This is a genomic window from Bradyrhizobium sp. 26S5 (genome assembly GCF_036923295.1).
GTDB lineage: Bacteria > Pseudomonadota > Alphaproteobacteria > Rhizobiales > Xanthobacteraceae > Bradyrhizobium > Bradyrhizobium septentrionale.
Genome location: NZ_CP145948.1, coordinates 8870645 through 8887239 on the forward strand (window position 1 = coordinate 8870645; position 16595 = coordinate 8887239).

A 16595-nucleotide genomic window follows, 5' to 3' on the forward strand; every position below is an offset into this window, starting at 1 on the left:
CGCCGGCCAATTGACATTCGGCCGCGGGGTGCCAGACTTTGGCAAAAATACAGGGTGGAGACCTCTGGATGGCCAATCTTTCGGCCTCAAATCACGTCGCCCGTGTTTTATCGGCGGCCAATCAGGTGGCCGGCGTCGACACCGAGACGCGAATTGCCGCGTCCTGGCGGCGCTGCCTGGTCAATCACAATCTCGATCCGGCCCGGCGCGGGCCGCCGCAGACGCTGACCGAAGCCGAGGTCCGGCACATCGCCGAGCCGATGGAGGACCTGATCCAGGTCGCGATCCCGGAGCTCGAGGACCTCGCCCGCGTGCTCCACCATAGCGGCTACTGCGTCAACCTCGCCGACCCCAACGCCACCATGCTGGTGAGTCGGCTGCCCGAGGGCGACTACGCGCGGATGTTCCTGGAATGGAAGATCTACACCGGCTCGAACTTCGCCGAGACGTTTGAGGGCACCAACGGGCTCGGCACCGCGCTCGCCGAGCAGCGGCCGATCCTCGTGCATGGCGACGAGCATTTCCGCGAGCAGTGGCACATGTTCACCTGCGCGGTGTCGCCGCTGTTCGATCATGCCGGGCGCCTCGCCGGCGCCGTCAACATCTCCTCATGCCGCAGCGACCTCGGCCGCAGCGCGCATGAACTGGCGCTCGCCGTCACCACGGAGGCGACGCGGCGGATCGAGCAGTCGTTCTTCCGCCGGCGCTACCGCGCTTCCTGGATCGCGACCCTGCCCGGCGATGGACACGGCATGCTCGCCTATGACGACGACCGCCGCGTCGTCGGCGCCTGCCGCACCGCGCGCGGCGTGTTCGGATTGACCGATGCGATGGTCGACGACGGCATCGAGCTGTCGCGTCTGATCCAGCTCGACGATCGCGCGACACGCGCCGCGGACGAGTCCGTCACCTTGCGCCGGGCCGATGGCACGCCATGGGGACGCGGCCACCTGGCGCCGCCGGTGCGGGCACGTTCGCTGCGGCCTCTGCCGACACAGCCGCGTGAAAAACCGGCCGGGCAGTTCGGCGGCCTGCACAGGCTCGCCGGCCGCGATCCCGTGCTGATCAAGGGCGTGAAGCGGCTGATGACGGTCGGCAATCTCGATCTGCCGATCCTGCTGCGTGGCGAGACCGGCGCCGGCAAGGACGTGTTCGCGCGCGCCATCCACGCCGCCAGCAGTCGCGCCGGCCGCAACTATGTCGCGCTGAACTGCGCGGCGATGCCGGAGAGCCTGATCGACGCCGAGCTGTTCGGCTACGAGGCCGGCGCCTTCACCGGCGCGCGGCGCGAGGGATCGAAGGGACTGATCGTGCAGGCGAGCGGCGGCACGCTGTTCCTCGACGAGATCGGCGACATGCCGCTGGCGTTGCAGACGCGGCTGCTGCGCGTACTGGAGAATCGCGAGGTCTGGCCGCTCGGCGCGCTGAAGCCGGTTGCGGTCGACATCCGCCTGATCAGCGCCACCCATCGCGATCTGGCGCAGATGGCCGAAGACGGCAGCTTCCGCTCCGACCTGTATTACCGGCTGCGCGGCATGGAGGTTCGGCTGCCGGCGTTGCGCGAGCGTGCCGACAGGCGCGATGTCATCGCGCAGATCGCCGACGAGGAGGCGCCGCACTGTCGTATCTCAGCTGACGCTTGGGTGCAGCTGATGGCCTATCCGTTCCCCGGCAACATGCGCCAGCTCCGCCATGTGCTGCGGCTCGCCGGCGCCACTGCCGAGGGCGGCGTCATTACCGAGGCCGACCTCGATTTGCCGGCGTTCAGCGCTGGAAGCGCCGAGGCGGATCATGCGGGAAGCGAGCGCGCGATGATCGTGGAGGCGCTGCGCGCCAGCGGCGGTCGCGTGACCGAGGCGGCGAAGGCGCTCGGGCTCAGCCGCGCCACGCTGTATCGGAAGATCAAGGCGTTGAAGATCGGGTTCGACGGCTAGACCAAATATTTCATTCGAGCAAAGTTCCCTCGGATCGGGGCGTCGACCCGTATGGCGCGATATCGCCTTGCCAGGAAAGGTGATAGCCTACGGCTTTTCTGCAACGCCACGGAGCGGGTCCTATGACACGGTTTCCCCTCGCTGTGGTCGTTGGCCTGGTTGCCGCGACCATTTCGCAGCCTGCTACCTCACATTCCGAAGAACAACGATTGGGCAAGGTGCATTTTACCACGTCCTGCAAGCCGGAGGCGCAGGAGCTGTTCGATCGCGCCATGCTGTATCAGCATTCGTTCTGGTACAGCGCGTCGCGCCGCACCTTCGAGGAGGTGCTCGAGGCCGACCCGCAATGCGCGATCGCCTATTGGGGCATCGCGCTCAGCTATCTCTACAATCCGCATGCGCCACCGCCGCCGGACAACCTACCGCTCGGCCTCGCGGCCGTGAAGAAAGGCCAGGCGCTGGGTGCGCAGACGCCGCGCGAGCAAGAATACATCAATGCGATCGCCGCGATGTATGTCGACTCTGACAAGGTCGATCACCGCACCCGCGTGCAGCGCTTCCTCACCGCCGAAGAGCAGGTCGCGACCCACTATGCCGACGATGACGAGGCGCAGATCGCCTATGCGATCACGCTCAACGTCGCGGCGTCCCCGACCGACAAGACCTATGCCAACCAGCTGAAAGGCGCGGCGCTGCTCGAGCCGATCTTCAAGCGCCAGCCCGAGCACCCGGGCATCGCGCACTATCTGATCCACCTCTACGACTATCCGGCGCTTGCGGAGAAGGGCCTCGACGCGGCGATGCGCTATGCCAAGATCGCCGAACGCGCGCCGCATGCCCAGCACATGCCGTCGCACATCTTCACCCGCGTCGGCTACTGGAAGGAATCGATCGCCTCGAACAAGGAGTCCGCGCGCATCGCCAAGGAAGATGGCGAACAGCAGGATCAGGCGCACGCGATGGACTATCTGGTCTATGCCTATCTGCAGCTCGGCCAGGACAAGGAGGCGCGCGCGGTGGTCGACGAGCTCGGTAAGATCGAGTTCAAACAGGATCGGTTCGCGGGCCCCTACGCGGTGGCGGCAAGCCAGGCCCGCTATGTGTTCGAGCGCGGCGACTGGAAGGGAGCTGCCGCGCTTGAGGCGCGTCCGACCAAGTACGCCTACGCTGACGCCGTCACCTATTTTGCCCGCGCGGTCGGCGCCGCGCGCTCGGGTGATCCGGCGGCCGCCAAGGCCGACATCGGGAAGCTCGTCGAGCTGCGCGACAAGCTCAAGGACGCGAAGGACGCCTACTGGTCGAACATCGTCGACATCCAGCAGCAGATCGCGAGCGCCTGGGTGCTGTACGCCGAAGGCAAATATGACGAGGCGCTCGGCGCGATGAATTCCGCCGCGGAGGCGGAAGACAAGACCGAGAAGCATCCCGTCACCCCCGGACCGCTGGCGCCGGCGCGCGAGCTCTATGCGGCAATGCTGCTCGATCGCGGCAAGGCGAAGGAGGCGCTGGCCGCCTACGAGGCCGCGCTCAAGAAGGAGCCCAACCGGCTGGCGGCCTATCTCGGCATGATCAAGAGCGCCAAGGCGTCCGGCGATCAGGCCAAGACCCAGGAATGCGCGGTGCAGATCGCCCGGCTCACTGCGGATTCCGACGTATCGAGGCCGGAGCTGATCGAATTGCGCCAGACAACCGGAAGCAAGCTCTGATGCTGCGGATACCATCGCGCAACAATGGATGGCGCAACGGTGCGGCGGCGCTGCTCGGCGCCGTCGGACTATCGCTGTGCCATATGCCGCCGCTCGGCGCGATGGAGATCCTCGGTCAGGCCGGCGTGCTCGGCGAATGGGAGCTGACCGGGCATCTGACCGAAAGCGAGCCGGGCGCACGAAAGCAATTCTCCGGACCGCTGAAGATGAAGCATGTGGGGATCTGCACCCAGGACGGACCGGAGGAGCGGGCCGGAGAGATCCGGCTGCAACTCGCGGGGCCGGATTCGCAGGTGACGGCCGAGCTGATGCTGGACGGCGCGCCCTGCACCTACAGCGCCCGCAAGACGCATGCCTATGAGGGGACGCTGTCGTGCGCGGGGCGCGCGCCGGTCCCGCTGATGGTGTGGCTGAAATAGAAGTTGCGGGACGCGCGCGATCGCTTCATCGCACGCGTCACGGCGGCAGATCAGCCGCGGTGCTTTTTCTTTAGCTTCTTTCCGGGTGCGCCTTTCGCAGGCCACGCAGTTACCCGCGGCGGCGGTCCCGCGTGGCCGGATTTGTCCTTATGCTTCTTTTTCTTACCCGACGCCGGCTCGCCGCCGAACTTCGCGCCGCTGTCGCGGTAAGGCTTGCCGCGGTGCTTTGGTCCGGCCGTCTCGCGCGGCACGTCGCCGTGACCAACACCGCCATCGCTATCGACCACCTCGCGCCGGGGCGCGTGTGATCCCTTGTCGGACGCCGCCTGCCCTTGCGGCGCGCCGGTGAGCGGCTCGATGCGGATGCTGTCTTCCTTGTCCGGACGCTGGACCTTGACAGCGAAGGATTCGGCAACCCGCTCGGAAATCTCGAACTCGGTCGTGGTATCCATGATCCTGATCGCGCCGATGTCGCGCTTGTCGATGCCGCCGCGACGGCAGATCATCGGCAACAGCCAGCGCGCTTCCGCATTCTTTTTTCGTCCGATCGCCGCGCGGAACCAGACGCTGGCTTCCGCCATGCCGTGGCGCGACGATGATGTTCCGCTCTTCGATCGGGCTCTCGCGGGCCGGTCATCACCGCGTGAACTGCGCGGATCGTCCCGGCCGCGATCGTCACGCGATCGGCCCTTGCCCTCGCCGGGATCGCTGATGTCTTCGGGCGACGGAAGCCGCGCACGATAGAGCCGCGCCAGCGCCGCGGCGATCTCCTCCGGCGAGCGCTCGGCGAGCAATGCCTGCGCCAGCACCAGATCGTCGGGGCTCGACTCCTCGGTGAGCACCGCATCCTTCAGCATGCGTTCGTGATCGAGCTTGCGGATTTCATCCGGCTGCGGCGCGGTGCCCCAGACCGCATCGATGCCGGACAGATTGAGCAGCAATTCCGCACGCCGTCGACGCGCCGGCGGCACCAGCAGGACGCTGACGCCCTTGCGGCCGGCACGGCCGGTGCGGCCCGAGCGATGCTGCATAACCTCGGCGTCATTGGGCAGATCCGCATGGATCACGAGGTCGAGGCTCGGCAGGTCGATGCCGCGCGCCGCCACGTCGGTCGCCACGCAGACGCGGGAGCGTCCGTCGCGCAACGCCTGCAGCGCCTGGGTGCGCTCGTTCTGGGTCAATTCGCCGGACAGTGCGACCACGGAAAAGCCGCGCTCCAGGAGCGCCGACTGCAAATGCCTGACGGCTTCGCGCGTGTTGCAGAACACCAGCGCGCTCGGCGCGTCGAAAAAGCGCAACACGTTGACGACCGCGTGCTCGACATCCCCCGCAGCGATCCGGATCGCGCGGTAGTCGATGTCGGCATGACCACCCTCGTCGCCCGCGACCTCGATCCGGAACGCCTGCTGCTGATACTGCTTCGCCAGCGCGACGATGCCGCGCGGGAACGTCGCCGAGAACAGCAAGGTGCGCCGCGCCTCCGGCGTGGCCTCGAGGATGAACTCCATATCCTCGCGAAACCCGAGATTGAGCATCTCGTCGGCTTCGTCGAGCACGACAGCCTTCAATTCCGAGGTGTCGAGGTGGCCGCGGCGCAGGTGGTCGCACAGCCGGCCGGGCGTCCCGACGACGATATGCGCGCCGGCGGCAAGCTCGCGCTGCTCGCGGCGCGGATCCATGCCGCCGACGCAGGAGACGACGCGTCCATCGGCATATTGATAAAGCCATGCGAGTTCACGATGGACCTGCAAAGCAAGCTCACGCGTCGGCGCGACGATCAGGGCAAGCGGCGCAGCCGCCCGCTCGAACCGCTCGGCCCCGTCCAGCAGATCGGTTGCGATCGCAAGCCCGTAGGCGACGGTCTTGCCGGAGCCGGTCTGGGCCGAAACCAGCAGGTCGCGGCCGACGGCTTCGTCGGCAAGCACGGCGACCTGAACGGGGGTCGGCTGATCGTAGCTGCGCTCGGCGAGGGCCCGGGCGAGCGGCGGGCTGGTGGTCGAAAATGACACGAGAAGGGGAATCCTGGTTGGCGCAGAACGCCGCACCAGGCGGCGTCAAGCCGCGAGGTCCGGCAGGCGGCACGGCCGCGCGTGGCGATTGTGATTTCGGCTGCTTTACGCCAAGCGCGGGCAAATCACCATGCCCCATGGACCGCAAATTGGGCCGTAAATGCGGTGCCCGGGCCAAATTTGATCCCGCCACGTGCCGCGAGAGACGATCAGCCCCTCGGCCGTGAGCGGCGCAGCCATTCGCTCAGGTCGATCCGGCCGAGGCGGGCCTCGCCCAGCGGCACCAGCGAGTGCTGCTCGACCCGGCCGCCCCAATAGAGCGCCTCAGGGTCCCTGATCACCTCGCGCGGGTCGCCGACGGCCTTCAGGTAGCGGGCCACGATTTCGTTGAATGGCGCGCGGTCCGGACCAGCGATCTCGACGATGCCGTTGCGCGGGGCCTCGAGCGCCACATCGGCCACCATGGCCGACACGTCCTCCGCCGCGATCGGTTGGAACAGGCCGGGTGACAGCCTGACCGCCTTGCCATCTCCACCCGCATCGGCGATCGCGCCGACGAATTCCATGAACTGCGTCGCGCGGATGATGGTGTAGGGAATACCGGAGGCCTCGATCAGCTTCTCCTGGGCCACCTTGGCGCGGAAGTAGCCGTTCTCGGGCGTCCGGTCGGTGCCGACGATCGAGAGCGCGACATGGTGCCAGACACCGGCCGGCTTCTCCGCCGCCAGGAGGTTGCGGCCGGAGGTCTCGAAGAATTCCATCACCGCCTTGTCCTCGAACGATGGCGAATTGGCGAGGTCAATCACCACGGCCGCGCCGGCCAGCGCCTGGTTGAGCCCCTCGCCGGTGATGGTGTTGACGCCACCCTTCGGCGAGGCGGCGACGACGTCATGGCCGCGCTGGCGCAGAATGGTAACGGTCTTGGACCCGATCAGTCCGGTGCCGCCGATCACAACGATCTTCATGATTGCTTCTCCCTTGTTGACGAGAGATCCCGCGACGCGCCTGTCCTTCAGATTGCCGCCGGCAACCGCGATGAGCGCACCGACGCCGTCATCGATCGCGCCTGCACGCGCGACGGCGCTTATAGCATGCGCTCGCGCATATGATGCGCGCGTCGATTTGATCAGGATTGGTCAGCGATGCTGATTGACTATCGAAGGACGGCTCGCCGCTGGCGCGGCGAAAACACGGAAGAGCGACGATAGTATCGTCGCAATCCAACCGATCGCCGACTCCGTCAATCGATCAGGAAAACTCGTTCCAGCTGACGCGGCGCGCGTCGAGATCGCCGAGCACGACGGGGTCGTGGATGTTGCGCACGCTCTGGAAGCCAGAGCGCAGATAGATCAGCGGATCGACCGTGGTCACGGCGCGCACGTGCTGGACTTCGCCGATGAACACCGAATGGGTCCTGGTCTCGAGCTCCTGCGTCAGCACGCAGTCGAACGCCGCGACGGCATCCTCCAGCACCGGGGCACCGGTCGCGCCCGTGGTCCAGCGGCCGAACGCAAAGCGGTCATCGCCGTTGACGCCCTTTTGGCCGGAGAAGGTCAGCGCCAGCATCGCGTGGTCTTCGTTCAGGAAGTTGATGACGAAATGGCGCTCCTCGCGGATCCTTGTATGCGCGCTGGCGTTACGGTTAACGCAGACCAGGACCGAGGGCGGATTGTCCGAGAGCGAGCAGGCCGAGGTCACCGTCAGGCCGGTGCGCTGGCCCGGCTCGCGGCCGACCGTCACCAGCGCCACCGCGCCCGCGCAATGGCGCATCGCCTGCTTGAAACTCTGTGCGTCGACCGTCATGCCCTGACCCTGAACCGATAAAATCCCCTTGAAGATATGCGACGCGGGGTGCGAGGCAAGCCCCGCACCCCGCGCAGCTGTCATGCAGCCTTCTCGAACTCGGCGCCGAGATGCTTGAGCCGCGGCATCACCTCGTTCTTGAGCAGCTCCAGCGAGTGCCGCCAGGCCTCCGGCCTGTGCTTGTAGTCGAAGCCGAACACGCAGAGGACGCCGAAGCCGCCGACCTCCTGGTAGATCTTCTCGATCTTCTCGGTAACGGTCGCCGGCGAGCCGACGATCCAATTCCGGCGCGCGCAATATTCGACGGTGACGTCGCTATCGGGCACGTCGGGCGCGTGCTTCAGATAGTCCTTGAAGCCGAAATGACCGAGCAGCGGCAGGAAGTACTCGCCCATCATCCGGCCCATCATGTCGCCGGTCGACAGCCTCCACGCCTCCTCGTCGGTGTCGGCGACGAACACCTCGCGCACCAGCCGCCAGTCCTTGCGGCTCGGCTTGCGCCCGGTCTTGGCCGCGCCGGCCTCGACCGAATCCCAGTGGCTGCCGACATAGGCCGGGTTGAGGTTGAGGCTCATCGGAATGAACCCGCGCTCGCCGGCGAGCTTCAGCGTGTCCGAGTTCTTCGATAGTCCCGCGACGCCGATCGGCGGATGCGGTCCCTGCAGCGGCTTGATATGGGGCTTGAGGAAATCGAACATCGTGTCCGGCTTCGACACTGTCCAGAACTTGCCCTTGTGCGTCCACGGGCCCGGCTCCGACCACATCTTCAGGATGATCTCGAGTGCCTCGCGGGTCATGTCGCGGTTCTGGCCGGACATGCCGTCGACATTGAACATCGCCCAGTCGCTCGGCAGGCCGGAGGCCGCGACGCCGAAATTGAGCCGCCCGTTCGAGAGATGGTCGAGCATCGCGACGCGGTTCGCGAGTTCGGCCGGGTGATGATACGGCAGCAGGAAGCCGCCGGGTCCGATGCGCAGATTCTTGGTCTGCAGCAGCGCTTGCGCGACCAGCAGGTCGGGCGACGGGTGCGGCTCCCAGGGCGCGGTGTGATGCTCGCCGATCCAGGCCTCCTGATAGCCGAGCTCGTCGAGCCAGCGCAGCGTCTGCAGGTCCCAGTCGTGGCCCTCCTTCAATCCGCACTCCGGCGGGTGCGAGGGCATGGTGAAGTAGCCAAGCTCCATGTGCATTTCCTTCCTTCTGGCTTTGCGGTTCAGTCATGCAATGCGTCTTGCCGCGCATTCGAAAGATGCGTTGAGCAAGCGCTGTGCCAGCGCGGAAATCGCAGGAGAGGAGGAGGAAAGACGGCGTTTTCGGCCAAGTATGAGCCATGCCTCGGGCTCAGCGAGGCCCTTGCCGTCTCATCGTCGCGAGACGGTGTCGCAACGATGAGACGGAACGCGGTGTCGCAAATCAGCCCGCAGCGCGGCGCGGCAGCGCACTGGTGTCCGGCTCCGACGGCGGGGGAAGCTGCATCAAAATGGTCTGGCCCATCGAGGCGATCTCGATGCCCTCTTCCTGGAAGCGCCGCTTCATGCGGCGGTTGAACTCGCGCTGCACCGACCAACGGCCGCCATCGGTGCAACGGATCTGGCCGACGATGGTCACGACCGAGCCGTCGACCTTGTCGACGCCCCACAATTCGAGATCGCCGCGGATCAGCGCGCGATACGCCGCCTCCTGGCGCATCCCGGCGACGATGTCCTTCAGCACTTCGCCGGCGCGGTCGGTGTCCTCCTTGTAGGAGACGTTGACACTGACCGCGGCATTGCCGGCGCCGCGGCTGGCATTGGTGATCGTGGTCACCGCGCTGAACGGCACCACATGCACCGAGCCGTCGCCGGCGCGCAGCCGCATGGTGCGGATCGAGACGTTCTCGACCACGCCCGAGAGCCCCGACACCGTGACATTGTCGCCGACCTGCACGGTGTTCTCGATCAGCAGGAACAGCCCGGTGATCAGGTCCTGCACCAGCTTCTGCGAACCGAAGCCGATCGCGATGCCGACGATGCCGGCGCCGGCGAGCAGCGGCGCGACATTGACGCCGATCTCGCTGAGCGCCGTGAGCCCGACCACCGTGACGATGATGCAGAACAGCGCGGTGCGCAGCATCGGCTGGAAGGTGCGCAGGCGCGCGGCGCGGGCGAAGTGCCCTTCGCGCGACAGCGATTCGATCTGCCGGTCCATCAGCGCATTGGCGACTTCCCAGATCACGGCCGCGGCGAATGCGGCAATCCCGATCGTCACCAGCGCCGAGATCAGGCGGCTGCCGATCTGGCCGCCATAGAACCAGACGATGGCGTCGACGCCCCAGACCTCGAGCAGCGCGACGAAGCCGATCAGCGCGATCACCGCCGTGACCACCTTGCGCAGCAGCGGCAGATAGCGATTGGCGCGGGTCTCCAGCCCGGGGAAGCGGTGCAGCAGCTCCGGGCTGATGCGGAAGCCGCGATCGATCAGGCTCAGCACCACCATGATGACGAGGCGGGTGACCAGCAGCACCGCGACGGTGCCGACGAAATATTGCAGCAGCAGCGAATAGCCGTTGCGGATGTTGAGCGCCCACACCGCCCACAGCGCGAGGTCGAGCGCGATCGCCAGCACATGCCAGAGCGACGCGAGACGATTGCGCGTCCGCGCCGCGATGCCGGTGCGGCCGGCCGGCGCGCGGATCGCTTCCGCGACCTGCCGGCGGCACTGCAGGATAATGACGACGACGAAGAGATGCACGATCAGCATCACGAGCCGGAGCAGCGCGGCGTAGCCGGCGCGATGCAGCCCGAGCAGCAACGCGACATTGGCAAAGGCGATGCCGGAGACGCCGACGGCGACGATGCGCCGCGCCCAGATCTCGATATAGGCCGCGGTCTCGGCACGGACGCGGAACAGGCCGAACGGACCGGCCAGCGCGCGCACCGCGCAGATCAGCACGCGCGAGAACACATAGGCGTTGACGACCGCCAGGATCACGAGCCGCGTGGTCGACTGGTCGCCGATCTCGGTGCCGAGCAGCGCGGTGGCGACGCCGCCGAACACCACCACCGGCAGCAATTCGAGCACGAGGCGGCCGAGCACGAAGGGCAGCCGGACCAGCGACTGCCAGGCCCGCGCCAGGCCGAGCCGGCGGCGATGCAACTCGCCCTCCGGGGTGACGTCGGCGACCGACGACGGTGGATCGGCGCTGGCCAGCGCCTGCACCGGCACCCGCGCAGTCTGCGGCAGCCGCGCTTCCAGGAATGCGACCGGCCGCTTGATCAAACGGAACACCACCCATTCGGCTGCCAGCGCGCAGCCGAACACCAGCGCCAGCTTCCAGGCGATATCGATCAGCAGGCCATAGGCAGCCGGATCGTTGGCGGTGCGCACGAACCAGTAATAGAACGCCGGAAAATGCGTCAGCGTGCGCGCGACGTCGGCGACCTCGCGCGACATCTCGCCGACCTGCTCCGAGACCATCAGCAACAGCTGCGCGCCGAGACTATCGGCGGTGAGCGGGATCGGCGACTGCTGCTCGGGGGCCGGCGCGGGCTGCGCCACCTGCGGCGAGGCATTGGCGATCGCCCGCAGCGTGTTGATGATCTCGCCGCGCTTCTTGTCGTCCTGCAGCGTGTCGAGCGCGCGCCTGGCCTGCTCAGGGGTCAGCGCGTCACTGGCCGCGGGTTGCGGCGGCGCCGGCTTGGCGGCCGGCTGCGCGAGCGCGGGAGAAAGGAACAGCGTGAAGACGAGAAGGATCGCAAAACGAAGTTTGTGCGACACGAGGACCTCATAAAAATAATCGCGCGACGGAAGATTCCTCGAGAGAATCTGCCTCGCGCTCGCATCATGTCGGATTACTCCTTTTCGCCCCGATGATGTGTCGGAAGTTTGCCGTTGCAGCGGCCATCTCTTGGCATTTCTCTTGGCATTTGTCTTGGCATTTGCCGCAACACAATCGTCACAAGCGTTGAAGTGCGTTTACGCGTGCCGGTGTTCCAGGCTTCGCCGGTCTATCGACCCACCACACGTCAGGGATGAAGTGGGACAATCTTTCGCTTGACGTCTGCGGGCGGCCATGATGTTCTTATTTTGTTCTTTTTTGCGACTGCGTTTCGAGGTGATCATGCACGACGTCTTTGCAGAGAATGGCCCGGTTAAGCTCTTCATTCACAATGACAACGACACACCGCTGGAATTCATGCGCAACCTGCTGCGCACGGTGTTCGGCAAGTCCCGGAAGGAGGCAATTGCCGCCTCAGCGAGGATCGAGGCCGAGAGCGGAATCGCGTGCGGGCCCTATCCCGCCACGGTCGCCCAGGCACTCCTGGAGTCCGCGCAGCAATTGATCCGCAGCAATGGCCATCCGTTGCTGATCACGGCCGCAGCCGCCGATGCGGCCCGGCCGTGCGACCTTTGTGGCGCGCTGGACCCCGTGACGGACGTTTTTCTCGGCCGCAAGACAGTCTGCCTGTGCAGCAACTGCCTGCTCGCCGCCAGGGCCAGCTCGGAAAACCTGCCGGGCGAGGAGTTCCGATATGCCTTCGTGGCCCTCGATTGGCATTTTGCCGGAGTGCCCCGCAACCAGATCCTGACCCGGTCGCGGCAGTTTCCCGGTCACATGCGCGCCGATGTTCAGATCGCAATCGACAGGCTGTTCGACGCACCGATCCATTTCTTCGGCCTTCATGAGGCGCACCGCTACGAGACCCTCGATTTCGCCGCGCTGATGGAAGACAGTCGCAATGCGCCGGCGATCGCGCCGCCGCAGTATCACGACGTCGACGTCGGCGCGCCCGAGCCGGTCAAATGCCTCACCAATGGCTTGTGGCTGTGCCGAGCCGAAGACCTGCGTTACGCGGTGCTGCTCAGCTACCACCGAGACTATCGCAGCGAGCCGGGCCTGCGGATCGAACTCGCGGTGCCCGCAGGCGCCGCCGGAAACACCCTGGTGCAACGGACCTTTGCCGAGTTGGAAGCTGCCGTGCATGCGGCGCGATCCTATCGCGGCAAGATCCTGTCGCTGGAGGATGCCACAAACTATCGCGGCCGCGCACAGGGTGTGACCGTGCATCGCTTGCCGACGGTTGCTCGTGATGACGTGATCCTGCCGGACCGGACGCTGCGGCTGCTCGACCGCAATGTGCTCGGCTTTGTCGAAAGCCGCGATCTGCTGCGCGGGCTCGGGCAGTCGACCCGCAAGGGCATCCTGCTCTACGGGCCGCCCGGCACCGGCAAGACCCACACCATTCGCTATCTCGCCACCAACCTGCCCGGCCATACCACGCTGATCATCACCGCAGAGCAGGTCGGCCTGCTTGGCGCCTATATGAGCCTTGCCCGCCTGCTGCAGCCGACCATGGTCGTGATCGAGGATGTCGACCTGATCGCGCGCGACCGCGAGAACATGGGCGGACCGTGTGAGGAATCCCTGCTCAACAAGCTGCTCAACGAGATGGACGGCCTGAAGGAGGATTGCGATATCCTGTTCGTGCTGACCACCAACCGACCGGAAGAGCTCGAAAGCGCGCTCGCCGGCCGGCCCGGCCGCATCGACCAGGCGATCGAGGTGCCGCTGCCCGACGAGACCGGGCGCGGCAAGCTGATCCGGCTCTATGGCAAGGGCCTGCCGCTCGACGAGGCCATCATCGACCAAGCGGTGGCACGCACGGCAAGCGTCAGCGCCGCCTTCATCAAGGAGCTGATGCGCCGCATCGCTCAGGCGAGCATCGCACGCGGCGACGGCCGGGACGTCACCGCTGTAGACATCGACGGCGCGCTGAACGAGATGCTGTTCGACGGCGGCCGGCTCAACGTCAAGCTGCTCGGCGGAGCGCAGGGAATGAGCGCGGGGTGATGGGACGCGCATCGCCACTTGATGCTATCTCAAAAATGAGATATTCCTTCGAATGTCGTGGCGTGTGGAAATCCTCAATGAGGTCGTCGCGGCCGAGATCGCGGCGTTGCCGGTTGACATGCAGGCGCGTTTCCTCCGTCTCTCCGAACGTATCATTCCCGCCGGGCTGGAAAGCTTGGGAGAACCGCATGTCAAGCACCTGGTAGGGAAGCTTTGGGAGTTGCGGCTGACAGCGCGCGAGGGAATTGCGCGGGCACTCTATGTGACGGCCACCGGTCGCCGGGTCGTAGTCGTGCGCGCGTTCGTCAAGAAATCTCAGAAGACGCCACCAGCGGAGATCGAGTTGGCGTTGCGGCGAGCAAAGGGAATTGCATGACCATTCCGTTCGAAAAGCTCAAGGCGCGCCTGCTGGCCAATCCCAAGGTCAAGGTCGAATACGACGCGCTTGCACCCGAATTCGAGATCGCCGCAGAACTGGTGAGAGCGCGCCAGCGCGCAGGACTGTCGCAATCCGAACTTGCCGCCCGGATGGGCACCAGTCAGTCGACCGTCGCTCGCCTCGAAAGCGGCCAAACGCTGCCGAGCACCAAGACGCTGCTACGATTTGCCAAGGCGACTGGCAGCAAGTTCCAGATCCGACTCTCGGCGGCGTAACGGCAAGCAACAGACGATCCGCCCGCCCATCGGCGCCGCTGGCTGATTATCCCCGCTGCACAGGCGGCAACAGCAGCGCGCGATCACCGGCCACGACCCGCGCAAGCTCGTCGGACATCCGCGACAGGACGCGGTCCCAGGCCTGCGGTCGGTCCTGGCGGAACAGCCGCATGGTCGGATACCACGGCGTGTCGGCGCGGTCGCGCAGCCAGCGCCAGTCGAGCGCATAGGGGCACAGCAGCCAGACCGGGCGGCCGAGCGCGCCGGCAAGATGCGCCACCGACGTATCGACGGCGATCACGAGATCGAGCGCGCTGACGGCTGCTGCGGTGTCGGCAAAATCGCCGAGCGTCGGCGCGAGGTCGACGATATCGGAACCGAGACGCCGCAGCACCGGTGCATCGTCCGGCCGCGGTTCCTTCTGCAGGCTGTAGAGCTGGACACCAGGAGTAACCAGCCGCGGCAGCACGGCGTCCGCCGGCAGCGAGCGCTGGCGGTCGCCCTTGTGCCTGGGATTGCCGGCCCAGACCACGCCGACCTTCAGCCCGGCGGCGCCGGCGAGCGCCGCGCGCCAGCGCGCCAGCTTGACGGCATCCGCCTGCAGATAGGACACGTCAGCGGGAATCGTATCGACGGTGGTGCGGAAGATCCGCGGCAGGCTCAGCAGCGGCAGCTGTAGATCGAACGGCGGCAATGACTCGCCGCGGGCGAACACCGCGACATCGGGCAGCATCGGCCGCAGCAGTGAGACCAGCGCCGGCTGCACCTGCAGGATGATCCGGCCGCCTCTGCCCGCCAGCATCGGCACATAGCGGACGAAATTGATGGCGTCGCCGAGCCCGTATTCGGCAAACAGCAGCAGCGTGCGCCCGGCGAGCGGCTCACCCTGCCATTCCGGCTCGTCGAACACGGGATCGCCGTCACTGAGCATCTTGGTCTTGCGGCGCCACTGGTACTCTTCAAAACCCTCCTCGAACTCGCCGTTCATCAAGAGGAAATGCGCGTGGTTGTAATGCGCGAGCGGCTGATCGGGATCGAGCGCGATGGCCTTGCGCGAGGCCACCAGTGCGGCATCGATGTCGCCGGCATTGCGCAGCGCGACCGCGAGATTGGCATGGCCCTTGGCGTAATTGGGCTCGAGCTCGATGGCGCGCCGATGTGCTGCGACCGCCGCCTCGACCAGATTCTGCGCCTCGAAGATGATCCCGAGATTGGTGTGCGCAGCCGCATAGTCCGGCTTGAGCGCCAGCGCGAGCTCGGCGCAGGCGATGGCGTCGTCGACCTGCCCAAGCTCGAAGAGGCAGGCGCCGAGATTGTTGAGGATGACGTGGTCGGACGGGTCGCGGGCCGAGACCTTCCGATAGATGCGGAGTGCCTCCTCGCGCTCGCCCGCTTCGTGCAGCACCATCGCCAGCAGACGCTGCGGCGTGAGGTTTTCCGGATCGAGCGCCGTCGCGCGGCGAAATTGCACGATCGCGTCGTCGAGCAGGCCCTGGCGGTAGAGCGCGCCGCCGAGACCGCAATGCAGCCCGGCATTGTCGGGATCCGTGCCAAGCCCGCGGCGATAGGCGGTGGCGGCGTCGCCGAGCTTGTTCTGATCGGTCAACACATTGCCGAGATTGAGCCAGACGCCGCGATAGGCCGGGTCCCGCGCGATCACCTCGCGATAGGCCTGCTCCGCCTCGACCGGCCGCCGCTGCCCGGCCAGCGCAACGGCGAGGTTGAACTTCGCCCGCGTCAGGCCGGGATCGAGCGCGATGGCGCGGCGGAACGCCGTCTCGGCCTCGTCGAAGCGCGACAGATCGCACAGCGCAACGCCGAGCTTGATGTGCAGGCCGGCATCCTTCGGCCGCAGCGTCACGCCGCGCTGGAACGCCGCCGCCGCGCCCTCGTGCTCGCCCTTCACCGCGAGCGCATCGCCGAGCGTGGCGAATGCCGGCCCATGATGCGGATCGAGGCTGAACACCCGGTTCAGCAGCACCGCGCCCTCCGCCGCGCGATCGGTCACGAAGGCGATGACGGCGGACAGATGCAGCGCCGGAACATGGTCGGGATCGGCGGTGAGGATATCGCCGCACAGCATGCCGGCCTCCGCCGCGCGGCCCGCGCCATAATGCGCCACCGCATCCAGCAACATCCGATCAACCACCACACTGCCCACGATACCGCCCTCGCCCTTCGCAATCCCGATAGGGATTAAACGGGCGGCGCCGCCAAATCCGGCACGAATATCCCGATTGAAG

12 protein-coding genes are annotated in these 16595 nt (G+C 66.5%); 6 read left to right on the forward strand and 6 right to left on the reverse strand.

From position 1 onward, the window contains the following. The first annotated feature begins 68 nt into the window (after window positions 1-68). From V5279_RS41960 to V5279_RS41970, 3 genes are all read left to right on the forward strand, one after another. On the forward strand, window positions 69-1934 hold the full coding sequence (locus V5279_RS41960) for a sigma-54-dependent Fis family transcriptional regulator (RefSeq protein WP_338692721.1): 1866 nt from the start codon (window positions 69-71) through the stop codon (window positions 1932-1934). 122 nt (window positions 1935-2056) lie between these two features. Further along, window positions 2057-3640, forward strand: a complete 1584-nt coding sequence (locus V5279_RS41965) for a hypothetical protein (RefSeq protein WP_338692723.1) — start codon at window positions 2057-2059, stop codon at window positions 3638-3640. Next, entirely contained in the window at window positions 3640-4059 is a 420-nt protein-coding gene (locus V5279_RS41970) for a hypothetical protein (RefSeq protein ID WP_338692725.1), read from the forward strand. The genes V5279_RS41965 and V5279_RS41970 overlap by 1 nt, the downstream gene beginning before the upstream one ends. A 50-nt stretch (window positions 4060-4109) precedes the next feature. On the opposite strand, the gene V5279_RS41975 is transcribed toward V5279_RS41970, so the two are convergent. The 5 genes from V5279_RS41975 to V5279_RS41995 form a co-directional block, all read right to left on the reverse strand. Further along, window positions 4110-6068 carry a DEAD/DEAH box helicase gene (locus tag V5279_RS41975; RefSeq protein WP_338692727.1) on the reverse strand — a complete coding sequence of 653 codons (1959 nt, stop codon included), beginning with the start codon at window positions 6066-6068 and terminating at the stop codon, window positions 4110-4112. A 209-nt stretch (window positions 6069-6277) separates the two neighbouring features. Beyond that, entirely contained in the window at window positions 6278-7033 is a 756-nt protein-coding gene (locus V5279_RS41980) for an SDR family oxidoreductase (RefSeq protein ID WP_338692729.1), read from the reverse strand. A 283-nt stretch (window positions 7034-7316) separates the two neighbouring features. After that, a complete protein-coding gene (locus V5279_RS41985) occupies window positions 7317-7871 on the reverse strand; it encodes a flavin reductase family protein (protein WP_338701697.1) in 555 nt (184 codons plus the stop codon). Between the two features lie 80 nt (window positions 7872-7951). Continuing rightward, window positions 7952-9052, reverse strand: a complete 1101-nt coding sequence (locus V5279_RS41990) for an LLM class flavin-dependent oxidoreductase (protein WP_338701699.1) — start codon at window positions 9050-9052, stop codon at window positions 7952-7954. 229 nt (window positions 9053-9281) lie between these two features. Further along, window positions 9282-11624 carry a mechanosensitive ion channel family protein gene (locus V5279_RS41995; RefSeq protein ID WP_338692731.1) on the reverse strand — a complete coding sequence of 781 codons (2343 nt, stop codon included), beginning with the start codon at window positions 11622-11624 and terminating at the stop codon, window positions 9282-9284. Window positions 11625-11967: 343 nt separating this feature from the next. Here V5279_RS41995 and V5279_RS42000 point away from each other — a divergent pair, with 343 nt between their 5' ends. Genes V5279_RS42000 through V5279_RS42010 form a run of 3 tightly spaced genes read left to right on the forward strand, consistent with a single transcriptional unit; the run spans window position 11968 to window position 14352 of the window. Then, window positions 11968-13698 (forward strand): ATP-dependent Clp protease adaptor ClpS, encoded by a 1731-nt coding sequence (locus V5279_RS42000; protein WP_338692733.1) that lies wholly within the window; start codon window positions 11968-11970, stop codon window positions 13696-13698. A gap of 52 nt (window positions 13699-13750) precedes the next feature. Continuing rightward, entirely contained in the window at window positions 13751-14074 is a 324-nt protein-coding gene (locus V5279_RS42005) for a type II toxin-antitoxin system RelE/ParE family toxin (protein WP_338692735.1), read from the forward strand. Beyond that, on the forward strand, window positions 14071-14352 hold the full coding sequence (locus V5279_RS42010) for a helix-turn-helix domain-containing protein (RefSeq protein WP_166299501.1): 282 nt from the start codon (window positions 14071-14073) through the stop codon (window positions 14350-14352). The genes V5279_RS42005 and V5279_RS42010 overlap by 4 nt, the downstream gene beginning before the upstream one ends. Window positions 14353-14398: 46 nt before the next feature. Here the strand turns inward: V5279_RS42010 and V5279_RS42015 are convergent, their stop codons facing one another. Next, window positions 14399-16489, reverse strand: coding sequence for a tetratricopeptide repeat protein (locus V5279_RS42015; protein ID WP_338692739.1), 2091 nt, complete (start codon window positions 16487-16489; stop codon window positions 14399-14401). Window positions 16490-16595: the final 106 nt, after the last annotated feature.

Coding starts and splice junctions, on each gene's coding strand:
- V5279_RS42000 (WP_338692733.1), top strand. CDS start 11,968: ATGCACGACGTCTTTGCAGAGAATGGCCCGGTTAAGCTCTTCATTCAC.
- V5279_RS42005 (WP_338692735.1), top strand. CDS start 13,751: ATGTCGTGGCGTGTGGAAATCCTCAATGAGGTCGTCGCGGCCGAGATC.
- V5279_RS41990 (WP_338701699.1), bottom strand. CDS start 9,052: ATGGAGCTTGGCTACTTCACCATGCCCTCGCACCCGCCGGAGTGCGGA.
- V5279_RS41970 (WP_338692725.1), top strand. CDS start 3,640: ATGCTGCGGATACCATCGCGCAACAATGGATGGCGCAACGGTGCGGCG.
- V5279_RS41980 (WP_338692729.1), bottom strand. CDS start 7,033: ATGAAGATCGTTGTGATCGGCGGCACCGGACTGATCGGGTCCAAGACC.
- V5279_RS42010 (WP_166299501.1), top strand. CDS start 14,071: ATGACCATTCCGTTCGAAAAGCTCAAGGCGCGCCTGCTGGCCAATCCC.
- V5279_RS42015 (WP_338692739.1), bottom strand. CDS start 16,489: ATGTTGCTGGATGCGGTGGCGCATTATGGCGCGGGCCGCGCGGCGGAG.
- V5279_RS41965 (WP_338692723.1), top strand. CDS start 2,057: ATGACACGGTTTCCCCTCGCTGTGGTCGTTGGCCTGGTTGCCGCGACC.
- V5279_RS41985 (WP_338701697.1), bottom strand. CDS start 7,871: ATGACGGTCGACGCACAGAGTTTCAAGCAGGCGATGCGCCATTGCGCG.
- V5279_RS41960 (WP_338692721.1), top strand. CDS start 69: ATGGCCAATCTTTCGGCCTCAAATCACGTCGCCCGTGTTTTATCGGCG.